We start from the raw sequence: 21465 nt of genomic DNA, 5'->3' as shown, positions 1-21465 counted from the left end.
TAAAGGAGCCTATTCCGTTATAGGCTCCTTTCTTATTGTCATAGCAAATGATAGTAAACCCCAACAAAAATAATATACACACCGAATACCGCTATACAGGATAATAGTTTGAACGCGGTTTTGCCCTGCTTGAAATGAATAATGAATGATAATAGCAATAATACGAAACTAACAATAAAACCGCCGATGTTTTCAAAGAAAACAAGGATGAAGGCGGCAATAATCAAAATAGTATTAGCAATGAACTTACTGGACATCTCATCTTTCCCCTATCGAATTATTCTTGCATTATGTACGCTCCCCATAAATTGAATCAAAAGGCAGACAGTCACTCATTGAAGGAAAAGCCTTTTTTACCATTCAGTCTAAGGGTGGATGTACTCATTTTAATGCGGATGCCATAAATTGGTCAAATTCATTTTTTATAGGCATACATTTATGCTAGCGCTTCATTGGCGACTTTCACAAAAAGGAGTGTTTCCATGCCCTTCCGATTCAATGTGTTCCAAAACGCAATCTCTTTTCTGCTGGCTGTTGTTCTATTCCTATCCATTCCCTTTTTGGCAATGGCAGAAACCATTAACCCTGCAGGTAAACTAACTCCCCCTAAAGAAACCTTTATACCAGGAGACTGGTTTTTAGGTTCCACCCCTCCCAATTTAGATCCTTCCAAACCTCCGATTGTATTTGTCCAGGGTAAGAATGGGAGTTCAACAAGCTGGTATGGCGAAACTGTTTATCATGGCATCAATGATATGTATACAAAGGCGTATGAAGCCGGTTATCAAACGGTATTTGTTCAACTATACGACGCGGCTGGAAAGGGCTCTGCAAGCCAGTATGCCAATGGTGAATTACTCTCTTCCCTATTAGGTGAGATTTCAGCCCATTTCGGTGGAAAAAAGGTCAATATCATCGCCCATAGCAAAGGTGGCCCGGATACTCAAGCAGCTCTTATCCAATACGGAGCCTATAAATATGTCGGTAAAGTATTCACCTTAGGATCGCCCCATTACGGATCGAATTTGGCTGATTTGGCCTACAGTTGGTATGCCGGCTGGCTTGGTACACTCTTAGGGCAAAAAGATGATGGCACTTATTCTCTGCAAACAGGAGAAATGGCAAAATTCAGATCTGTGGTCGATAAAAGCAGTAATCTCAGCAAAAATAAATATTATACGATAGCGGGAACGAATCACGGTCCAGCATTTTCCGCTTTGTCGCTGGGAGCAGCCTATCTTTCGTCGTATGGAGCAAATGACGGGCTTGTGAATGAGTGGAGCGCAAAACTTCCATATGCCACCCATTTATTTACCGATTCCACAGTGGATCATGATAATATTCGGATGGGATCCAAAGTATTCACCCGAATGGAGCCTTATTTACGAAACTCCTCTGTTTCTGTTGCCGCCAAAGTGCGTCATACAGCCAATCCAGATGATAGTGAATCGGCATTGTCTTCATCACAATACGTCAATGGCGGTTCTTTAATAGCTGGCAATTGGACATCAGACCATTTCTATATCGCTGCTCGCACAAAAGGGACTGTCTCTGTTTTAACCTATAGCCCAGATGCCGCTGTTGAATTCATTGCGCCTGACGGATCTGTTTATGCGGGAGAACAGATCCCGTCAATTGGATTTATGGAAAAAGCCAGTACCTATCAATTGGATGAACAATTGTTAATGGAAGGAGAATGGACTGTTAGGATCAAATCGCCTCTTCAACAGGATGCCTATCTTTTAACCGCTGCATTTACTGGCGGACAAGAGCCATTTGTATTAACAATGAAGGGGTTATCCAAATCAAAGTCCGATGTATACACGCTTCGCGTTCCTGCTAGTTCCAGCAAAAAAGATGGATCATTAACGATGGCTGTCCATTGGCTTGATCCAAAAGGTAATAAAGTAATTAATAGCGAACCTTTCAAACAACTGGATTCAACTTCCTATCAAGCAGCTATGCCTGACATTACAGAAGCCGGGACCTATAATATGACCATTGATATTAAGAAAATGATGCCTGATGGAAAGCAGCTGCAGCGGACTATTATCACTTCCGTTTATTTGGAAAAGTGATAGGCAAACAAAAAGACGCATCGCCTCCAATGGGCAATGCGTCCTTTTAAATCGCTTTTTATTCAGTCATTTCAATATATTTATAGCTATATTCAGTTCCAACAGAGTGGTGAGTAAAGCCTTTAACTTTATCTGATACTAATAGATTATAGGCCTGTTGGTAAACCGGCGCTAAAGCAGCATCATCCTCTAAAAGGATTTTTTCAGCCTTTTGCAAGGCAGTCCATTTTTCTTTTGAGTCAGTTGTGCTTTCAGCCTGCTTGATTAGTGCGTCGTATTCCTTGTTGCTATAGCTCATTTGGTTGTTGGAGCTATCTGTTGTAAATAGGTCTGAGTAAGTAATCGGATCCAGGTAATCAGGAGCCCAACCAGTGTCAACTATATCGTATTGTTGTTTGGTTTCCCGGTCGATACGGGCAGCAAAAGGAATATTTGTAATGTTGATTGTTAAGCCTTCCAGATTTTTTTCTAGTTGGTCTTTCAAATATTGGTCCACTTTTTTGGATGCATCGGTATCACTTCCCAATAAACCTAGGGAAACTTTGGTCATGCCCAGTTCCTGCAATCCTTTTTTCCAGTATTCTTTTGCTTTTTTCGCATTATAAGTCAATAAATCTCCATTGGCAGCACGGAAATCCTTGCCATCGCTATCTTTAACAAAATCTTTAGGTACGGCATAATTGGCAGCTACAGAGCCATTATTCAATACCTCCGATGCTAAATCATCCTTATTGAAAGCTGTTGCCAAAGCACGGCGGATATTTTCATTGGCAAGGATCTTATTGTCTTCATTGAACTTCAGCCATGTAAGGCGCGGATCCAGCCAGTTCACCAAGCGCTTGTCATCTTTATATTGCGGTACGATATCTGATGATAGTTTGTTAGTAATATCTGCTTCTCCCGATTCAAAGGCATTCACAGATCCTTGGGAATCCTTTGAGACGTTGACTGTGATTTTGTTCAAATGCACTTTTTTGGCATCGCGGTATTTATCATTTTTGACCATTACCCATTCTGTAGATGAGGAACCATTCCATGCTTTCATTTTGAAAGGACCATTAGAAAGCAAATTGTTTGCATTGCTTGCGTATTTATCTCCTTTTTCTTCCACGAATTTTTGGTTTTGAGGCAAGAAGGAACCGAATGCCATTAATCCTTTAAAGAAATCGGCTGTCATGACAGCATCAGTATTTACAACGAGTGTTGTATCGTCTTCAGCTTTTGCTCCAAGTGTATTCAAATCATATGGTTTTTTTGCGGAAGCAGCGTCAGTAATTTCCTGTGCACCGGTAATTTTACCATTCATCATATATGGTCCATATGTGGATGCGTTCTTCGGATCGATGGCACGCTGCCAAGCATATACGAAGTCAGCGGCAGTAACAGGGTCTCCGTTTGCCCAAACGAGCCCTTTTTTCAATTTAACGGTGAATTGTTTTCCATCTTTCGATACTTCTGGATCCCCGTCAGCAACAGCTGGAACAATGTTATTATCTTGATCCAGTCCATATAATCCTTCGTTTACATTATTCAATGCTGTAAATGAAGTGGCATCAGTAGCCATAATACTATCCATGGATGGTATTTCCACAGATTCCAACACTCTTAATTCCTGAGGCACATTTGCCGAGGATTTCTCTCCTGCACTTTTTTCTCCTTTACCCGAACATGCTGATACAAAGGTTGCTAAAATTAAAATGATTGCTAACAGTAAGCTTCCTTTTGCCTTCTTCATTGGTGACACTTCCTTTTTAAATAAAATAGTATCTATAAAATAAGGCATTTTGAGCCTTATAATATACAAGTGGGGATGTTTAAATAGAAACATAATTCTGATTATTAAAAACACTATATGAGTAAACTTCTATTCTCACTTAAGTATGAACATTATTTTATCACAATTATCAAAAAATACTAGTATAATTTAAAATTTTCTGAATTTAATTTATAACATACTGAAATAATGAAGTTACGTTACATATCCCTATTATTATTTGGTTTATGTCTCTATTTCTTTATTCTCTTCTATAAAATGAACTCTTGCATTTTAACATCCATTCTATCACAAAATAGATTACAGTTATGGTAGGATAATAGATAGCATGTATAAGAAAGGAATTAGAGAAATGGCTTATAAAATGATCGTATTAGATTTAGATGATACTTTATTGCAGGACGACCATACAATCTCTGCACCTACCAAACAAGCATTGATGGAGGCGCAGGAAATGGGTGTGAAAGTGGTACTTGCATCCGGTCGACCTACGTATGCCATGACAGAAATTGCAGAGGAATTGTCTCTATCTTCATATGGAAGTTATATTCTGTCCTTCAATGGCGGAAAGATTATTAATTGCCAAACCAATGAAGAACTATTTAATAGCGTTCTTTCTGTCGATGATGTACATCGGCTGTTTGATATAAGCAAACGAGAGAATGTGTGGATTCATACCTATGTAGGAAACGAGATTATTACTGCCGAGGAAAATGAATACACAACAATTGAAGGGGAGATTACGGGCATGCCCGTAAAAGAGGAGCCTTCTTTCAAAAAATCCATTTCTAAGCCGGTTGTAAAAGTTCTGATGCTGGAAGATCCTGATAAATTAAAGGAAGTGGAATCAAAACTGCAGAAAGAATTGAATAATGAGTTTAGCGTTATGCGCTCCAAGCCTTTTTTCCTTGAAATCACGGAAAAAGGTGTAACAAAGGGTACGAGCCTGAACCAGCTTATTCAAATGTGCGGCATCAAACGGGATGAAGTGATTGCAATCGGAGATAGCTATAATGATCTTGAAATGATCGAATTTGCCGGGCTGGGTGTTGCAATGGGCAACGCTCCAGAAGATATTAAAGAAAAAGCGGATTTCATTACCACAAGCAATATGGAGCATGGAGTTGCGAAAGTCGTTGAACAATTTGTTCTCCATCCTTTGAAAACGTACTAACCCATAAACCCTCTTGCCAGACTTCAAGGACAGCATCCATTAAAAGATGCTGTCCTTGTTTATATCCTTCTTCTTTTGAATGTCAGGGCAAAGATAATGCCTGCAAGCAATACTAATAAGCTTACAGCCAGCGTTATCCATGTTCCCAGTGAAAATCCCTCTTTTTGATCCCCATTTGGAGGGCCTTCTTGATCTTGTTCACGGTCTCCCCCAGGGAAACCCATTGCTTGTCCATCAGGGGGGCTTAATGGTTGTTCTCCCTCTTTATTTTCCGGTGGTTTCCCTTCCATTTTCCCTTGGGAAAAACCGGGTGGTTCTCCTCCCATATTCATTCCTTGCTGAGGAGGATTCATTCCTTCCCCATTTTCCATGCCATTTTGATTCGTTTCCGCTTTCACTACTAATTCGCCTGATAATTGCTTGAGGATTGATTCTGCACGCTTTGAACTAAAGGCGGCAATACTGTTATCGCCTGAAACTCCTTCTTTGAATTGATCAGTAGTTGTAAATTTAGTAGGATCCTTTACCACATAAGGTAGAATTAACGCAGATATTTCAGCTACCCGCTTTTTCATATTTGATTCCTTGAAGAAATGATTCGCTATTTCTTTTAAATAGCCATTATACGTTTTCTTATACTCCTTGTTTGTAAGCAATGCATCCAATAATGGACGATCCTCAATCGTCGTTCCTGAAACCGGCTCGCTAATACTAAAATTGATGTTGCTCTCACTCATCATATTGCCCATGCCTCCAGCCATTCCGTTTCCTTGCTGGCTATTGTTTGGTTCCTTAGATTGCTTATTATCCATTCCTTGTCCACTTTGTTGATTATTTGCAGGTTGGGCGCCTCCGCTAAAGCCGCCGAAAGCCATGTTATAATCCCAAGGCAATATAGAAAACTTCCCGTTATTTTCGTACAGATAGTAATTATGTTTCATGCTCCCTTGATAATGATCAAGGTTGACCAAGGCAGTATTGGCAGCAAAATAACGCAGCATTTCATCAACATCCATGACTTTTTCTAAATGTCCACCATGGTTTATTGTATCCAAAAAGTGAATCATTGCTTTTTGCTTGGAGGTTTTTTTGTTGGTTTTTAAGTCCAGCCCTGTATAGTCGGAAATATCATTACTGATCCACTTTAAATCACTGCCGACACCATCGGGTTTATACAGGTCTCCAGAATAATTATCGTAATTGTTGGCAAGGAAGGTTTCATCTATTGCTTCAACACCTAAATAGAGTCCCCATTCCTTCCCATTAATTGTGACATACATGTATGAATGCTCTGGAGTGGGCACACCCATTGTTTCCATTAATTCATAAGATAGAAATTCTTTCATTTGCGTTGAATCTGAAAAACCATTATTTAATGCCAATTTTTTCAAGCCAAATAGATTTTGCCCATCCTTATAATAATCAAAATCTACTTTGAAACTATAACGGTCCGAGTCTTGCATTTGCGCAACCGATCTTAAAGTCATATTCCCCTTTGTCCGCAGTCCGACCTGTTCTATTTTTTTTCCGTTAAATATGACTGTCGCTGGAATAACTTCCTTCTTCAATGGATTATCCAGGATTTCTTTAAGGTCGGACGGATCCACTTGAAAATCGATGGTTGATACTTTTTTCTGATTGAAGACTTCCTTCTGATAAGTGGATGTTACAGCAGAAGAACGTTCATCCAGCAGCGGCAGAAGCCATATAGTGAGGGCCAGCGATGCCATCATCATTAAGAGTGCGAGGAAGACATACCGATTTTTCATGTATCAATCAGATCCTTTCTTCCTTTATGCTGTAAAATTGCCGTCATAGCTAAGCATAACTGCAGACTTCACACCTTCTATTTCTGTAACCTCATTCATGAAAGCCGTATCCGCAGATTTAACTCTGACTTCATAAATGATTTCCAGATCATTTTCCGGCAGATGGGATTTTGATTTAACAGCATGCTTCTTTGATTGCTTGCTGACTAGTTCCTCCAATTTGCTTTCAAGAGAGGCATCCCCATATTTAATGATGAGCAAATAAGGGTTTTCTATTGTTACTTTATTAATGAAAATGAGCAGAACAATCCCTATTAATATAGAACCTACAATAACAAGAGGAATAAAGCCTGCCCCGCAAAGAATACCTGAAGCAATAGCCCAGAATAAATAGACAATATCTAGAGGATCCTTGATCGGTGTGCGAAAACGGACAATAGAAAGCGCGCCGACCATACCAAGTGACAGAAGGACATTTGAAGCGATGCCCATAATAATCAATGCTGTCGTCATCGTCATGATAATCAGCGAAATATTAAAAGTATGAGAGTATATCACACCTGAAAATGTTTTTTTATAAACCACATAAATAAAGAATCCGACTGCAAATGCAACCAATAATCCGATCAGAGAGTCCACTATTGAAAAACTACTGGTTTTCTCCAAAAAACTTGATTTGAAAATATCGTTGAAAGAATTGGTATTCATGTTTTACCCCCGCCATTATTTTAACCATACACCCGGCTTAATAAATATTTCGAATATGTATCCTGTCTTCTGGCACTGACTTGAAGCATTATTTTGATAATATCAGGAAGGAACTCATCATATTTTACTTCAAGAATGACAATATCCGGATTCAACGCCGGAGCCATTAGTAAGTTTGGATTGAGAAAATCATTGTTTCGATTACTCGTTTTAATGTCAGAATCAAAGGTAATCCGTACATTCCCATAAGGATAAACAAACACTTCACGTTCGTAATCTACAACACTTATTGGTTTCAGCTGGAACAAATTCATTTGCATGAACAGCTCCCTGATCAAATCACGTTGATCATGTTCCATCCATGAAATGTCTCCCTTTCTGATCCGCTCATATTCCTCAGCATACACTCTACATTTTTCTTTATACGTAATGGTATTGCGTTTACTCTTCTTTTCCAGATTTATGTAACCGCTGTTGAGGTTATATAATCGAAAACGGTATTTGTCCCGCTCATAATTTCCTTCTTTCTTCTGGGTAAGCACTTTATTATCGATATTATCGAAATAGACACTTCTAATCGAATAGGCCCCCGCTTCATCAGTATGATCGTCCTTGGCCATAATAGGCTGTAGATTATGCCTTAACAGGTAACAGTCTGCTTTAGTCATCGCATGCTTTAATTCTTTTCTGCCCTTTTTTGATCGAATTCCCATATGATCCATCTTCATCACCCCTTTCCTATCCATCTATTGAAAAGTGTAAAAAGAGAACCTTAAAGAAACCTTAATCATGTTTACAATCGTTTAATCAAATTCATAAAAAAGCCCCTGAAACCAGGAGCTTTATGAATAGGGTATATAAATGGACACGATCGTTCCTGTTGGCACTCTGGGCTTTATATCGATACTCCCGCCATGGGCATGCACAATCCATTCAGCAATAGTCAAACCTAAGCCGGTACCGCCTTTTTCACGCGACCGGGCTTGTTCCTCGCGGTAAAACCTTTGAAATAACTGTTTAGCATTTTCAGGAGAAATACCTATTCCGCTGTCTTCCACTGTTATAATGACTTTATGTTTATCATTATGGGAAGTAATCCTGATTTCATGATTCGCTGAAGTGTATTTTAGAGCATTGTCCAATAAAATGACCATTAGTTGATGCAGCCTGTTCTGATCCGCCATAATCAATTGATGCGAGTTAAGCTGATAGGAAAACCGTTTATTTTGCGATTGGGCGATTTCTTCAAATGGAATGCAAATATTTTCGATAAACGAATCAATTTGAACTTCTTCTTTTTCAAGCTGGGATTGCGCTGAATCAGCTCTGGCTAAAGTCAGCAAATCGCTTGTAAGCTTTGATAGCCTTCTTGTTTCGGATAAACTTAACGCAATATCGTCGGCTGAATCAATGATTCTGCCATTTGGTTTTGTCAGCAGCAGTTCCAATTTATTTTGAATAATGGTCAACGGTGTTCTTAATTCATGAGAAGCATCCTCCACAAATTCCGATTGCCTATTCCAGGATTTAATGATAGGCCTCATGCTTTTCTTCGTTAAAAGATAGCTTGCAAACAAAGAGATTACGATAAATACAACGCTCCACAGAATAATAGTTCGTTTGAATGCGGCAATCATCGACTCTTCGGGATCAATATTGATCAGCAATTGGATATATCCATCCTGCCGTTGATCCGGCTGAAATAAAAGTGAACGATAGGTGTAGGAATCGTTTAATGATATTGTGTTAATCTGTCCTATGGCGGATTTGTCTAATGATAATTCCCTGAAGTACAAGGAATAGTTGATTGTTCCAAGTTGATCCTTATTCAAGATTTCACCATGCTTATCCCACCTCACTATAATAATTCGAGGATTCAATGGAATCGGCCCCGAATTGTTTCCATAGCCAACACTGGCATGGTTCTCTAGCTGTTCCTTATACCTGAAAAGTTCATCATCTGGCTTTTCATACAAAGTGGACTGTATGAAGGATAAAATGACGAACGAAAAAAAAGTGAATATCACTATGAGAGAAACAAAATGGCTGCTCATAAATACGATCTGCTGTTTTTTGATGATGTCATTTTGTTTCATTGTTTTCACCATGATCTGTAAACATATAGCCTAAACCTCTGAATGTTTTTATGTAGTGATCATACTTGTATTCTTTCAAATTTTTACGTAAATGACTGGCATACACTTCAACAATCGTATTTGCCGTTTCGGAATCGAATCCCCAAACTCTATTGAATATTTGTTCTTTCGTTAATATCATATTTTTGTTATGTAAGAGATACTCCAGTAATTCATACTGCTTGCCGTTTAAATGGAGCGAGGAACCATTAATTGCTGCTGTTTTCTGTTTAGTATCAAGATGTAAATTTTTAAAGGCTAAAATATGCGTTTTATAATCCTTGCCGGCCCTTCTGATAATCGCTTCTATTCGGACCAAAAGCTCCTCCCTATGAAAGGGTTTAATAAGATAATCATCAGCGCCTGCCTTAAAGCCTTCTACCTTATCATCAATTGCATCCTTTGCTGTCAAGATGATGACTGGTGTATCCACCTGTTTTTTCCGCAGCATTCTTAAGATTTCATAACCATCCATATTAGGAAGCATTAAATCTAAAATAACCGCATCAAATATATCCTGTTCAGCCAGGTATAGGCCTTCTTCGCCATCGTAGGCCTGGCTTACTTCATAATAACGATCTACCGTCTGTAAAATAGTGTCAGATAATAACCGATCATCTTCTATAATTAGTATTTTCAATCCATTCACTCCAAAAGTCGTAATATGATTTGTTATACAGTTTTGAGGTGAAAAATACAAGATATTTAAAGGGTGTAGTCATTCATCTTTAAACCAAAAAAAGAACATCGTACAATGACGGTCCTTTTTTTACGGAAAGAATAAATTCTGCTGCTATAACCATCATTTACACTTTTTACTGAGTGTGATCCGTATGGATAGTGATGCTATCAAGGATACCATTCCAAACAAAAGTAAGATCAGCCATATAGCTGAAATGTCTCCAAAATGGAAATAATGATACAGAAAGACGCCTCCGGAAACAGCTATCATAAAAACAAAAAGCCGGATAAATAATGTATTTGTTTTCAAACCAGTTACCTCCTACTATACAAATATAGCCATAAATGAAGGATTTCATAATTTAGAATACAACCCATCTAAAACCTACTCACCGAATATGGAACGTTTTTCGTTGCTTGGAGATTAAGTACAGCTATTCATTATGTAAATGATAAAATTTAGTAGAAGGATCGTTATTTAAATATTTTGATTATTTAAATAATATGGTACAATCGTATAAATTCATTTAGTTTCTTTCTTTTAATTGGATTGATTAATGCTATTAATTCTATTCATCTGCAAATTACCAATATGCACTTTGGTTCTAAAGGAGGTGAGTTTTATTCAGTGCTTGTCTGTGTCTAATGAATAGATTAAGGGGGATGGGAACATGGATGCGTTTGAAAAAATACTAGGACAAATCAGTGATTTTATTTGGGGACCTCCACTTCTGATTTTGATCGTGGGAACCGGCTTATATTTGACCCTTCGAATTGCTTTCCTGCAATTCAGGCGGCTTCCCTACGCATTAAAACTCGCTTTTTCAAAAAATCAGGATCAATCTTCCGAGGGTGATATTTCACATTTCCAATCATTGATGACTGCATTGGCAGCTACAATTGGTACAGGTAATATTGCCGGCGTGGCAACAGCTGTAGTAATCGGAGGGCCAGGAGCAATCTTCTGGATGTGGGCATCTGCTTTAGTCGGAATGGGAACAAAATACTCAGAGGCATTGCTTGCTGTCAAATACCGGACTGTTGGCAAACGGGGTGAAATGGCTGGGGGACCGATGTATTATATCGAACGCGGGCTCGGTTGGAAATGGCTTGCCGTCCTATTTGCCTTGTTCGGCGCCATAGCAGCATTCGGTATTGGAAGTACGGTTCAGTCGAACTCTGTCGCTCAAGCGGTGAAAACAAGTTTTGGAATCAACCCATGGATCACAGGGATTATTTTGACCATTGCTACAGGACTCGTTATTCTTGGGGGCATCAAGAGTATCGGTAAGGTTACCTCCTACATGGTCCCATTCATGGCCATTTTTTATGTGTTAGGCGGATTAATAATTATTTTATTAAATATGAAGGAAGTACCCGAAGCGATTGCTCTTATCTTCAATGATGCGTTTTCTGGAAAAGCCGTGGCCGGAGGCGCCATTGGTACAGTCATCAGATACGGTGTGGCGCGTGGTGTGTTTTCTAATGAAGCAGGTATGGGATCTGCTCCAATTGCTGCAGCCGCTGCAAAGACAGACCATCCTGGCCGTCAAGCCCTTATCTCCATGACAGGAACCTTCCTTGATACGATTGTTGTCTGCAGTATTACTGGCATTACGCTTGTAATGGGTGGATTGTACAATGGAAGCGAATTAAATGGAGCTGCCCTAACAACAGAAACATTTAATCAACTATTGCCAGGAGTAGGCGGATGGATTGTTACAATCGGATTAATCTTTTTTGCTTACTCTACGGTGTTGGGCTGGGCATATTATGGTGAAAAATGCTTTGAATATCTATTCGGTTATTCCTCTATAAAATGGTACCGCGTTTTCTATACGCTATCGGTTGTAGTAGGAGCAGTGGCAGGCCTTGGGATTGTCTGGACGATTGCGGATATCTTTAATGCACTAATGGCTATTCCTAACCTAATCGGCCTACTATTATTGTCCGGTGTCGTGGCTGCGGAAACAAAAGATTTCAACAAATTGCTTAAGAAAGAGAAGCAAAAACGCAATGAGTCTAAGGAAATAGAGAAAACGATTGCTTAATCAAAGAGGTTTATCCAGAAAAAAGCTTAGGTGGCATTTGCTGCCTATGCTTTTTTCGTTAAACGTATTAAGCTTTTACCGAATAGATGACTTGTTGATCTCCAAAAAAGGAACTAGAATACATTTAAGTAGGGATCTCGTTTTTCCGAATTCCCTTCTATGGGCATACTTATCTGGAGGTGATCAATATGTGCGGACGTTTTACATTGTATTCGGATTATGAAAAGATTATAAAACGGTTTGAAATCGGATCTGCATTCCCTGAGGAAGAATATAAACGAAGCTATAATATTGCCCCTTCTCAAGAGGTTGCAGCAATTATAAATGACGGATCGCAAAATCGACTAGGGTTTATCCGGTGGGGATTGGTGCCAAGTTGGGCAAAAGACGAAAAAATGGACTATTCATTAATGAATGCACGTGCTGAAACCATAACTGAAAAGCCTAGTTTCCGGGCTTCTTTTGAAAAACGCCGCTGCCTGATTATTGCCGACTCTTTTTACGAATGGAAGAAAACAGATGGCACTAAATCACCTATGACTATTACCCTTAAGGAGAACCATCCTTTTGGCATGGCTGGCATATGGGATTGTTGGAAGCGAAACGACGGTACAAAACTATATAGTTGCACTATCTTAACAACATCATCCAATTCGTTTATGTCGGACATACATGAACGGATGCCTGTGATTTTGCATCGCGAAGATGAGGAGGCTTGGCTTAATCCGGCAAACAATGACCAAGCTGCTTTGCTTCAGCTTTTAAAACCTTATGATTCCAATGCAATGGAAGCCTATGTCGTTTCCGATGAGGTCAACTCGCCAAAGAATAATGGGCCTGCCCTTATTAAGGCATTGAGTTGAAAAAGATTTCGGTCATCAACCATAATAAAAGCCAGGATTCCCCTTCTTTCATACTATCTATAAAAGAGATCGAGTGCTTATAATCGATCTCTTTTCATTGCTTGTTTTTCATGTAAATGTCTTTAGGTTCTTTCACTAAATAGTATTATTGAAAAATGTGGTCTTCGTGGTTTATTTCTAATACTACGATCTGGCCTGAATTGTAAAAGTAGAAATGATAGCCAAGAAAAGAGTCCTTTTTTGGATATACATCGTAGTTTATTACATGTCGGTTATAAAAAATATGCCTCAACTATTATTTACTCTTATGAAGTTGCTCCTATAAGCAATACACCGTTCGACATACTCCAGTACCTCTTCCGAAATCGGGTAAAGTCCCGTTTCTTCAGATGGCCGTTTTCTGACCTCCCAAAATTTCTCCATCAAATGTGAATCGTCTTGAAAAGTATCTTTCGATAATTCTATTATAAAAGCTGCAATTTCAACACCTTCATCTGATTCGGCCTTCATATTGTTTTCAATACACCATTCGATTCGATGAAGCAATGACATATATTGCTGTGTTGTCTTATCATTGTCACTGAGATTCGGAATACTCTTTTGTAAGATTGTCTTTTCATCATCTTGAAAATAGTCAATCCATTTCTTAGCCCTTTTTTGAGAATGTTGAACAAGGTCCGAGACACGTTTCCAAGATAAAGAGTCTTCCATATCAATCATATTAATTAATGTAGTTGTATTCGAAATACTTGTTTGAAGCGTCAAAAGTTGTTCTTGCAGATAATTGTAGTGTGAAATTAATACTTGTTTATAGGAGAGTTTATCTAATATACTGCGAATATTCTCCAATGGGAGCGAAAGGGATTTTAGAATGATTATTTTTTCTAATTTAAATAAATCATCTTCGGAATAATACCTCTTTCCGTTTGTATCCTTAAAACTAGGTATTAGAAGATTTATCTGATCATAATAACGAAGTGTGCGAATGGATGTATTTCGCTGTTTAGATACCTCCCCCGTAGTCCAATATTTCATTTCAATCCCTCCTAAAATGGCTTGTAGGTGACGTAACGTCATCTGATACATTCAAATTATACCAAATATAGGAAGAGGGAAAATGAATGAAAATTAATAAAATGAACTGGAAAAAACAAGATTGTTGGGGAAAAAGAGAATTTGTTTTGTTAATGGTACTGGAGTTTGTAATTGTAATAGGTTGTATTAAACTAATTGTACAACCTATTTATTCTCGTTGGCTAGACAATGATCTATATGCTGGAACGCTAATAGGCTTAACAATAGCAATTACGTTAACGATGGGCGTATATTTTATTGCTCTTTTTCCTAAACATCTTTCTTGGGGTGAAGTAGGGATCAAATCTTTCGCTCAAAAGGATTGGATAATCATTGTCTTTTTTTCGATTATCATATTAAGCAGTGGTTTAGTCATTATAGTTCTTACTAGTTTTCTAGGGGATTATTCCTGGGAAAACAGCAAAACTGAGGCAATTCAGCAAAATATAACTTTCCATACAGTACTAATCGCCTTTATCTCTGCAGCCATTATCTCACCAATATACGAAGAGATATTTTATCGTGGGTTTTTATACCGCTGGCTGCGTACACGCATAGGATTTATCGGTGCAATTTTAGTTAGCTCAATAATCTTTACCATCGTTCATTTTCCTGCATTGAATGTAATGCCAGTTAATTTTTTAAGTGGTATCGTTTTTGCTCTTGCCTACGAACGAACCAATTCGATCTGGCCATCTATTTTCATTCACGGCTTAACTAATGGAATTATGGTTGTTTTGACAAGTTTGGGCTAAACTTCTTTTGAGTAGCTAAAATATTACATATGAAATCCTCCATAAAAGCGCATTAAATACTAAGAAACAGTTTTTAAAATGCATCCCTTGGATAAATCAAGAAAATTTGAGAAGTAACACTTTTATTAAGGGCGTCTGTTTCAAAGAGAGACAATTCTATGACATGTCTCTCTAGTTTTTCTGCCTTTAGGACAATGTGTATGAACAGAACCAATAGAAAGCAAGGAAAAATCAAGGTGTCCATTCAAAGGGAAAAGCTCGTTCTTTATTCAGTCTCTTTATAAGAATTTATATCGCTAATATCGCTATTTATTAAAAAATTCAGCTACTAAGTCTCTATATTCCGTAAAGAAAGCAGGAGGATTATCTACTTCCTTGATCGCATCCGCTACAGATCGGTTGTACCATGCTTGTTTGTCGGGCCCTCGTTTAAAAGCCTTCCACATATTTTCTCCTAGTGATCCATACTGTTCCACTAGCGATCGTATATTATCAAGTTTGTCTGCAACGATTAATGCTTTGATTTCCATCGGAGCAGCTTTAACTGTTTCAATTGTATGCTTTTTTCTTTCCTCCCAGGACAAAGCCTTGTTTTCCGTATGCGAAGCTACTATTTCAGCAACACGGTCCCCGAATGCGGCCTGAATATCCTCGATTGTAACAGGCGTATCTTCAACTGTATCATGCAAGAGTCCTGCTATAACAATATCTTCATCAAGGTTTGCTTGTTTTAGGATGAAACTGACCCGTTTAGGATGTTCAATATACGGTTCACTGGAATTTTTGCGTGTTTGGCCTGCATGAGCGTTAGTTGCGAACGTCAGTGCATTATTTACTCTGTCCATTTCTTTACCCCCTAGATATATGTAGTTACAGAAATTCTTCCTACTTTAGTATAACGAATTTTTCGGATTTTTTCTTCTATTGATTCTGGTTACAGGAAAAATAAAATGTGCTTCCTTTATATATGACGAGGAACAGATGGGATGTATGTATCTCTCTATCTTTCTAGGGTTTTTCCTGCAAAAGAGATAGGGATTGTTGATTTTATTATATTAAAATATAAAATGTTGTAAAAACTGCGTGCCTTTATCAAAAGATTTTAGTAAGATTTATGTAATAGAATACATTTACGGCCTAAACAACAACGGAGGGAGTACTTCGAATGGACAATTCCAAAAAGTTGCATGATTATTTATTGGAACATGCAGATGAAATGACTAATGAATGGCTGGAAATTAGATTATATGGAAATACTGCTTATTCTGCAAAAACCAGTTCTGAATATAAGAATTTGATCAGGGAACAGAACAACCTGTTTATTGAGATATTGACTAAGAGTTTACTAGAAGAACAAGATTATATGGAATGGGCAAATATGGTATCTAGCGAGAGAGCAAAATCTCATTCTGCTTTACATACTTCCTTGGTGAACTTTAGGAAATTCAGAACCATTTATTGGCGGCACGTGGTCGATTTTTCAAATAAAAATGCTATTTCCGCCCGTCAATTAGGACAGTGGGGTCTACATATTAATGAGATAATCGATCATATTATCGAGCTGTTTTCGATTAATTATGAAAATGAGAACCAAAAACTCCTGAATGCACAGCATAAAACCATTACAGAACTTAGCAGTCCGGTTATCATGATTAATGAAAGAATCGGTATATTGCCGCTGATAGGCGAAATAGATGATTATCGCGCTAACATCATTAAGGAAAATACATTAGCCCGATGCACTCGTTTTCAAACTGAAGAATTGATAATCGACCTTTCAGGCGTCCCTTATATGGATACGATGGTTGCCAATGAAATCTATCAATTAACGGATATGCTGTCGTTAATCGGTGTTAAAGCCATTATTACAGGAATTAGCCCCGAAATTGCACAAACGAGTGTCCAATTGGGGCTCCATTTCAAAAATATTGCCATATATAGTACACTTCAACAGGCATTGCCCACTCTGCCCGGGAAACAATCAGGAAATGAAACCGCCCTTTTGAACTTCCGCGACATGAAAAGGTAAATGAATCCACTATTGACTATCTCATTTACTGACAGTAAATAGCAGAAGAACGCCTATTGTTTGGCGTTCTTCTATTCAATAATCCCCTCCGCTATCTCCCCCTCCTTATTTTCTTTCAAACGACTCCTTTCAAATCTAAAATAGCTTTTTGAGTAACTAGAAGATGTAATACCAAATATAAAAACAGTCGAACAGATCCTTTCGGAAGGCAATTCTATGGATTATTGTCGATTTGATGATTTACGTGAAGCCCATCATGTGCTCCCTTCCTTTTCGTTTGTTATGATGATGAAAAGAAAAGGTTTATAAAGGAGGCATCTACTTGTTGCTGTCAGTGTCATTAGCTAATAAAATCATTAAAGAAGTTGAAAAACTATGTAATGAAGAAATCATCATTGTAGATGTAAATGGGAAAATTATAGCTTCTACGGAACTAAGCAGAATAGGTTCGTTCCATGAAGGCGCGTTCCTTTGTGTTCAGGAACGCGAGAAAAAAATGATTACTAAAAAGGATGAAATCCTTTTGAAAGGCGTAAAAGCAGGTTTGAATCTTCCTGTTTTCTTTTTGAATAAAGTCATCGGCGTAATCGGAATAACCGGCGAACCCCACCAATTCTTGCGTTTCGGTGAGCTGTTGAGAAAAATGACTGAGCTGCTCATACAGGAAAGCTACTACAGGGAACAAAGCCAATGGCGTTCAAGAATGATGGAAACGTTCGTCTATGACTGGCTTCATGGAAAAAATAACGCTAAAGATTTGCTGGAGAGAGCCAAATTAATGGGTGTAGACTTACATATAGACAGACAAGTAATTTTAGTAAATGTAGATCAGCCGCAAGAGAATCTTTTCCAGGGATTATGGCAGCTGACACATATATGGAATGATACGTATGAGGATGATATTTTGATACCTTGGGGAGATGGCCAAATCATGCTGATTCATTGTGGCCATCAGCCGAACGAGCAAGAGTTGATTGCAAGCAAAGTCAAACAACTGCAAACCTATATGTCCGATACATGGCAGATTCCTGTAAATATTGGTATAGGGCAAACCGTCAAAGCAATAGACCTTCAAATAAGCCATAAACAGGCTGAGAAGGCTCTCCGTGCAACGCATGGTGAAGGAACCATTGTATTTGAGAATCAAATGGACTTAGATTTATGCCTTCAGGAAATTTCTGAAGAGACTAGAATAGAATATATCCATCGTGTTCTTTCTATTGCAGAAAAAGACCAAGAATTATTGGAAACATTCCGCGTTTATTTTCAAGAAAACTTATCTATTAAAGCAACCGCAGAGGCTTTACATATCCATATCAATACACTTCATTACAGAATCAAAAAACTGGAGAATCTTACTGGATTAAACCTTAAATACGTCAAAGATCTTGTGAATTTATATCTATCAATCTATTTTTTGGATGAACATACAAAAAATCCAGTTGTTTCTTCGTGAATTTTGCATCTTCCACTATAGATGTCGATTGGATTTGTGTATTATCCTACAATTAATAGTAAATAATTTTCGAACAAAGGTGGGGACCTTTATGTTGACAGCTCAAGTGAAACAAACACTTGTTGCAATTGTAGGATCAGAAAATGTAATCGATTCGCCAGCTGGAAGGCTGGTTTATTCCTATGACGCAACGCCAAATTTCCAATCGATGCCCGATGCGGCGGTTGCACCGAGAAATACACAGGAAGTTGTGGAAATCATCAATCTATGCCGAGAAGAAAAAATTCCATTAGTGCCCCGGGGTTCAGGAACTAATTTGTGCGGCGGAACTGTACCGATTGAAGGCGGCATTGTCCTGTTATTTAAGCATATGAACCGGATTCTTGAACTGGATGAAGAAAACTTGACTATGACGGTACAGCCTGGAGTAATAACATTGGATATCATCAATGCGGCTGAGAGAAAAGGGTTATTCTATCCTCCGGATCCAAGCTCGATGAAAATATCAACAATCGGAGGAAATATTAATGAAAACTCAGGCGGATTACGCGGTTTGAAATACGGGGTCACACGTGATTATGTGATGGGCCTTGAAGCAGTATTGCCAAATGGAGAAATCATCCGTACGGGTGGAAAATTAGCAAAAGATGTAGCAGGTTATGATTTAACCCGTTTGCTGGTAGGTTCAGAAGGAACGCTCGCTGTCATTACTGAAGCAACATTGAAGCTGATCCCGATGCCGGAGTCGAAACAGACAATGCTCGCCCTTTATCAGGATATGGACGCGGCAGCCCGTTCCGTATCCAAGATTATTGCCTCAAAAATCATTCCGGCTACTTTGGAATTCTTGGACCGCCCTACTCTTGCTGCTGTAGAGGACTTTGCCAAAATAGGATTGCCTACTAATGTAGAAGCTGTCCTTTTGATCGAACAGGACGGCCCACCTGATATCGTTAATAGAGATATGAAAAAAATGGCCGACATTTGCTTGGCTGAGAAAGCGGTTTCCGCGCAAATAGCAGGTTCCTCAGAAGAAGCCGAAGCTTTAACCGCGGCCAGGCGCTCAGCTCTGTCTGCTTTAGCCAGACTGAAGCCTACAACAATTCTTGAGGATGCAACTGTTCCGCGTTCTGAAATAGCAAATATGGTAAAAGCGATCAATGAAATAGCACAAAAGCATAATGTAACAATTTGTACGTTTGGCCATGCTGGTGATGGTAATCTGCATCCTACTTGTACAACTGATGTCAGAGATCATGATGAAATGGAACGTGTGGAAGCTGCATTTGCAGACATATTTGAAAAAGCGATTGAATTAGGCGGCACCATTACAGGCGAACACGGCGTGGGTATGATGAAAGCTCCCTATCTGGAATGGAAATTCGGGCCATCAGGCATAGAAATCATGAAAGCAATCAAACAAGCCTTCGACCCCGGAAATATTCTGAATCCCGGAAAAGTCTTTACTGATGAATATCGAAAACGGACGGTGGTGGCAAAATGAATATGCTGAACATGACAGAAAGAGAAATAGCGATACAGGGCGCCTTTAAGGAAAGAATGAATGAGGCAGAGCTGCTCAATTGCATGCAATGCGGTTTCTGCCTGCCTTCCTGCCCTACTTATATTGAAACGGGTTTCGATGAATCGCAATCACCCCGTGGACGGATTGCCCTCATGAAGGCCGTTCATGACGGTTTAATTGCACCGGATGCGGAGGTAGAAAAATCTCTTAATCTTTGCCTAGGATGCAGGGCATGTGAACCTGTTTGCCCGGCTGGTGTTAATTACGGTTACTTGCTTGAGGATGCAAGAGCGATATTCAATGATTACAGCAAACATTCCCTCCCTGTTAAAGCTGTCCGCAGTACAGTTTTCAAAGGGTTATTTCCCCATCAGAACAGGATGGAAAATGCAATGGGCCTCCTGGGTGTCTATCAAAGAAGCGGCATGCAAAAAGCAGTTCGCAAAGTCGGGTTTATGAAGCTTTTTCCGGAAAGCCTCCAAGCGATGGAACGCGCACTTCCACAGGTGCCGAAGAAAAGTGAAATGAAAAAGAAACGCGGGCCTCAGTCAGCGATTGGTGAAAAAAAGGCGACAGTCGCTTTCTTTTCAGGCTGTCTAATGGATACCATGTTCATGGAAACAAATAATGCCACAATTGCCCTCCTGCAAAAGGCCGGTTGCGACATCGTCATTCCTGACGGCCAGGCCTGCTGTGGAGCTTTACATGGCCATAGTGGAGAAAAACTCGGTTCTGTTGAATTGGCTAAGCAAAATATTGATGCATTTGAACGATGCAATGCTGATTATATTATTACAAATGCGGGAGGTTGCGGGGCTTTTCTTTTAGGTTATGGGCATCTATTGAAGAATGACCCCGAATATGCCGAAAGAGCCGAAGCATTTGTGTCTAAAATAAAGGATATCACACAGATCTTATTTGAATTGGATTTTCAACGTAAAATAGCTTTAAATGTCAAGCCTCAGACGATCACGTACCAGGACTCTTGCCATCTTCGCAATGTAATGAATACTTCTGCTGCTCCCCGTGCTTTATTAAAAGCCATTAAAGGTGCCGAATATAAAGAAATGGAAAAGGCGGATAGCTGCTGCGGGTCTGCAGGGATATACAACATTGTTGAATCTGATATGTCGATGCAAATCCTCGACCATAAAATGGAGAAAGCCAGAGCGACCGAGGCACAAACAATAGTGACTGCCAATCCAGGCTGCCTATTGCAAATGAAATTGGGCATTGAACGTGAAGGATTGACCGAGACCGTTCGGGCTGTCCACATTGTCGACCTTCTTTTGGAAGCATGCCCTTAAACAAAGGCAGACAATGAACCCATAGAATGGCGGTTTAGAACTCAATATGGTATATAGTGAAGAGACTGTTTTGAAAAAATCTTCAA

19 protein-coding genes are annotated in these 21465 nt (G+C 39.0%); 9 read left to right on the top strand and 10 right to left on the bottom strand.

Annotated elements, in window-relative coordinates:
• Positions 1 to 38: 38 nt before the first annotated feature.
• Positions 39 to 257: a hypothetical protein gene (locus ABC357_RS08955; RefSeq protein ID WP_412887167.1), complete on the bottom strand. Its 219-nt coding sequence runs from the start codon at positions 255 to 257 to the stop codon at positions 39 to 41.
• Between the two features lie 225 nt (positions 258 to 482).
• Here ABC357_RS08955 and ABC357_RS08950 point away from each other — a divergent pair, with 225 nt between their 5' ends.
• Complete coding sequence (locus ABC357_RS08950) at positions 483 to 2078, top strand: esterase/lipase family protein (protein ID WP_412887166.1); 1596 nt, start codon at positions 483 to 485, stop codon at positions 2076 to 2078.
• Positions 2079 to 2136: 58 nt separating this feature from the next.
• Here ABC357_RS08950 and ABC357_RS08945 read toward each other — a convergent pair whose 3' ends face one another.
• Positions 2137 to 3813 (bottom strand): peptide ABC transporter substrate-binding protein, encoded by a 1677-nt coding sequence (locus ABC357_RS08945; protein ID WP_412887165.1) that lies wholly within the window; start codon positions 3811 to 3813, stop codon positions 2137 to 2139.
• 391 nt (positions 3814 to 4204) lie between these two features.
• Between ABC357_RS08945 and ABC357_RS08940 the strand changes: the two genes are divergently transcribed.
• Positions 4205 to 5026, top strand: coding sequence for a Cof-type HAD-IIB family hydrolase (locus tag ABC357_RS08940; RefSeq protein ID WP_412888621.1), 822 nt, complete (start codon positions 4205 to 4207; stop codon positions 5024 to 5026).
• Positions 5027 to 5085: 59 nt separating this feature from the next.
• Here ABC357_RS08940 and ABC357_RS08935 read toward each other — a convergent pair whose 3' ends face one another.
• The 6 genes from ABC357_RS08935 to ABC357_RS08910 all read right to left on the bottom strand — a co-directional run bounded on the left by ABC357_RS08935 (position 5086) and on the right by ABC357_RS08910 (position 10629).
• Entirely contained in the window at positions 5086 to 6795 is a 1710-nt protein-coding gene (locus ABC357_RS08935) for a CotH kinase family protein (protein ID WP_412887164.1), read from the bottom strand.
• A gap of 24 nt (positions 6796 to 6819) precedes the next feature.
• Entirely contained in the window at positions 6820 to 7503 is a 684-nt protein-coding gene (locus ABC357_RS08930) for a DUF4956 domain-containing protein (protein ID WP_412887163.1), read from the bottom strand.
• Between the two features lie 20 nt (positions 7504 to 7523).
• Entirely contained in the window at positions 7524 to 8225 is a 702-nt protein-coding gene (locus ABC357_RS08925; RefSeq protein WP_412887162.1) for a polyphosphate polymerase domain-containing protein, read from the bottom strand.
• A 120-nt stretch (positions 8226 to 8345) separates the two neighbouring features.
• Positions 8346 to 9599 carry a sensor histidine kinase gene (locus tag ABC357_RS08920; RefSeq protein ID WP_412887161.1) on the bottom strand — a complete coding sequence of 418 codons (1254 nt, stop codon included), beginning with the start codon at positions 9597 to 9599 and terminating at the stop codon, positions 8346 to 8348.
• The gene (locus tag ABC357_RS08915; protein WP_412887160.1) at positions 9586 to 10278 is read right to left on the bottom strand and encodes a response regulator transcription factor; all 693 of its coding nucleotides are present in this window, start codon (positions 10276 to 10278) and stop codon (positions 9586 to 9588) included. The genes ABC357_RS08920 and ABC357_RS08915 overlap by 14 nt, the downstream gene beginning before the upstream one ends.
• A 162-nt stretch (positions 10279 to 10440) precedes the next feature.
• Entirely contained in the window at positions 10441 to 10629 is a 189-nt protein-coding gene (locus tag ABC357_RS08910) for a hypothetical protein (protein ID WP_412887159.1), read from the bottom strand.
• A 361-nt stretch (positions 10630 to 10990) separates the two neighbouring features.
• Here ABC357_RS08910 and ABC357_RS08905 point away from each other — a divergent pair, with 361 nt between their 5' ends.
• Together ABC357_RS08905 and ABC357_RS08900 are read left to right on the top strand one after the other, a co-directional pair.
• Complete coding sequence (locus ABC357_RS08905; protein ID WP_412887158.1) at positions 10991 to 12370, top strand: alanine/glycine:cation symporter family protein; 1380 nt, start codon at positions 10991 to 10993, stop codon at positions 12368 to 12370.
• 188 nt (positions 12371 to 12558) lie between these two features.
• Positions 12559 to 13233 (top strand): SOS response-associated peptidase, encoded by a 675-nt coding sequence (locus ABC357_RS08900; protein ID WP_412887157.1) that lies wholly within the window; start codon positions 12559 to 12561, stop codon positions 13231 to 13233.
• A 288-nt stretch (positions 13234 to 13521) separates the two neighbouring features.
• On the opposite strand, the gene ABC357_RS08895 is transcribed toward ABC357_RS08900, so the two are convergent.
• On the bottom strand, positions 13522 to 14268 hold the full coding sequence (locus ABC357_RS08895) for a MerR family transcriptional regulator (protein WP_412887156.1): 747 nt from the start codon (positions 14266 to 14268) through the stop codon (positions 13522 to 13524).
• Between the two features lie 86 nt (positions 14269 to 14354).
• On the opposite strand from ABC357_RS08895, the gene ABC357_RS08890 reads away from it, so the two are divergent.
• On the top strand, positions 14355 to 15062 hold the full coding sequence (locus tag ABC357_RS08890) for a CPBP family intramembrane glutamic endopeptidase (protein WP_412887155.1): 708 nt from the start codon (positions 14355 to 14357) through the stop codon (positions 15060 to 15062).
• Positions 15063 to 15367: 305 nt separating this feature from the next.
• Here ABC357_RS08890 and ABC357_RS08885 read toward each other — a convergent pair whose 3' ends face one another.
• Complete coding sequence (locus tag ABC357_RS08885) at positions 15368 to 15907, bottom strand: HD domain-containing protein (RefSeq protein WP_412887154.1); 540 nt, start codon at positions 15905 to 15907, stop codon at positions 15368 to 15370.
• A gap of 320 nt (positions 15908 to 16227) precedes the next feature.
• Here ABC357_RS08885 and ABC357_RS08880 point away from each other — a divergent pair, with 320 nt between their 5' ends.
• The 4 genes from ABC357_RS08880 to ABC357_RS08865 all read left to right on the top strand — a co-directional run bounded on the left by ABC357_RS08880 (position 16228) and on the right by ABC357_RS08865 (position 21379).
• A complete protein-coding gene (locus ABC357_RS08880) occupies positions 16228 to 17091 on the top strand; it encodes an STAS domain-containing protein (RefSeq protein ID WP_412887153.1) in 864 nt (287 codons plus the stop codon).
• 322 nt (positions 17092 to 17413) lie between these two features.
• Positions 17414 to 18547 carry a CdaR family transcriptional regulator gene (locus ABC357_RS08875; RefSeq protein ID WP_412887152.1) on the top strand — a complete coding sequence of 378 codons (1134 nt, stop codon included), beginning with the start codon at positions 17414 to 17416 and terminating at the stop codon, positions 18545 to 18547.
• A gap of 91 nt (positions 18548 to 18638) precedes the next feature.
• Positions 18639 to 20051, top strand: coding sequence for a glycolate oxidase subunit GlcD (gene glcD, locus ABC357_RS08870; RefSeq protein WP_412887151.1), 1413 nt, complete (start codon positions 18639 to 18641; stop codon positions 20049 to 20051).
• Between the two features lie 11 nt (positions 20052 to 20062).
• Positions 20063 to 21379, top strand: a complete 1317-nt coding sequence (locus tag ABC357_RS08865) for a (Fe-S)-binding protein (protein WP_412888620.1) — start codon at positions 20063 to 20065, stop codon at positions 21377 to 21379.
• Positions 21380 to 21465: the final 86 nt, after the last annotated feature.

Origin of the sequence: Bacillus kalamii, assembly GCF_047238185.1 — a bacterium.
Classification (GTDB): domain Bacteria; phylum Bacillota; class Bacilli; order Bacillales; family DSM-1321; genus Bacillus_AD.
The sequence above is the reverse complement of the archived record's forward strand: the minus strand, read 5'-3'. Positions and strand labels throughout refer to the sequence as shown.

Bases quoted from the DNA above. Each gene is read 5' to 3' on its own strand.
- ABC357_RS08955 (WP_412887167.1), bottom strand. From the start codon at position 257: ATGTCCAGTAAGTTCATTGCTAATACTATTTTGATTATTGCCGCCTTC.
- ABC357_RS08950 (WP_412887166.1), top strand. From the start codon at position 483: ATGCCCTTCCGATTCAATGTGTTCCAAAACGCAATCTCTTTTCTGCTG.
- ABC357_RS08945 (WP_412887165.1), bottom strand. From the start codon at position 3,813: ATGAAGAAGGCAAAAGGAAGCTTACTGTTAGCAATCATTTTAATTTTA.
- ABC357_RS08940 (WP_412888621.1), top strand. From the start codon at position 4,205: ATGGCTTATAAAATGATCGTATTAGATTTAGATGATACTTTATTGCAG.
- ABC357_RS08935 (WP_412887164.1), bottom strand. From the start codon at position 6,795: ATGAAAAATCGGTATGTCTTCCTCGCACTCTTAATGATGATGGCATCG.
- ABC357_RS08930 (WP_412887163.1), bottom strand. From the start codon at position 7,503: ATGAATACCAATTCTTTCAACGATATTTTCAAATCAAGTTTTTTGGAG.
- ABC357_RS08925 (WP_412887162.1), bottom strand. From the start codon at position 8,225: ATGGATCATATGGGAATTCGATCAAAAAAGGGCAGAAAAGAATTAAAG.
- ABC357_RS08920 (WP_412887161.1), bottom strand. From the start codon at position 9,599: ATGAAACAAAATGACATCATCAAAAAACAGCAGATCGTATTTATGAGC.
- ABC357_RS08905 (WP_412887158.1), top strand. From the start codon at position 10,991: ATGGATGCGTTTGAAAAAATACTAGGACAAATCAGTGATTTTATTTGG.
- ABC357_RS08900 (WP_412887157.1), top strand. From the start codon at position 12,559: ATGTGCGGACGTTTTACATTGTATTCGGATTATGAAAAGATTATAAAA.
- ABC357_RS08895 (WP_412887156.1), bottom strand. From the start codon at position 14,268: ATGAAATATTGGACTACGGGGGAGGTATCTAAACAGCGAAATACATCC.
- ABC357_RS08890 (WP_412887155.1), top strand. From the start codon at position 14,355: ATGAAAATTAATAAAATGAACTGGAAAAAACAAGATTGTTGGGGAAAA.
- ABC357_RS08885 (WP_412887154.1), bottom strand. From the start codon at position 15,907: ATGGACAGAGTAAATAATGCACTGACGTTCGCAACTAACGCTCATGCA.
- ABC357_RS08880 (WP_412887153.1), top strand. From the start codon at position 16,228: ATGGACAATTCCAAAAAGTTGCATGATTATTTATTGGAACATGCAGAT.
- glcD (WP_412887151.1), top strand. From the start codon at position 18,639: ATGTTGACAGCTCAAGTGAAACAAACACTTGTTGCAATTGTAGGATCA.
- ABC357_RS08865 (WP_412888620.1), top strand. From the start codon at position 20,063: ATGACAGAAAGAGAAATAGCGATACAGGGCGCCTTTAAGGAAAGAATG.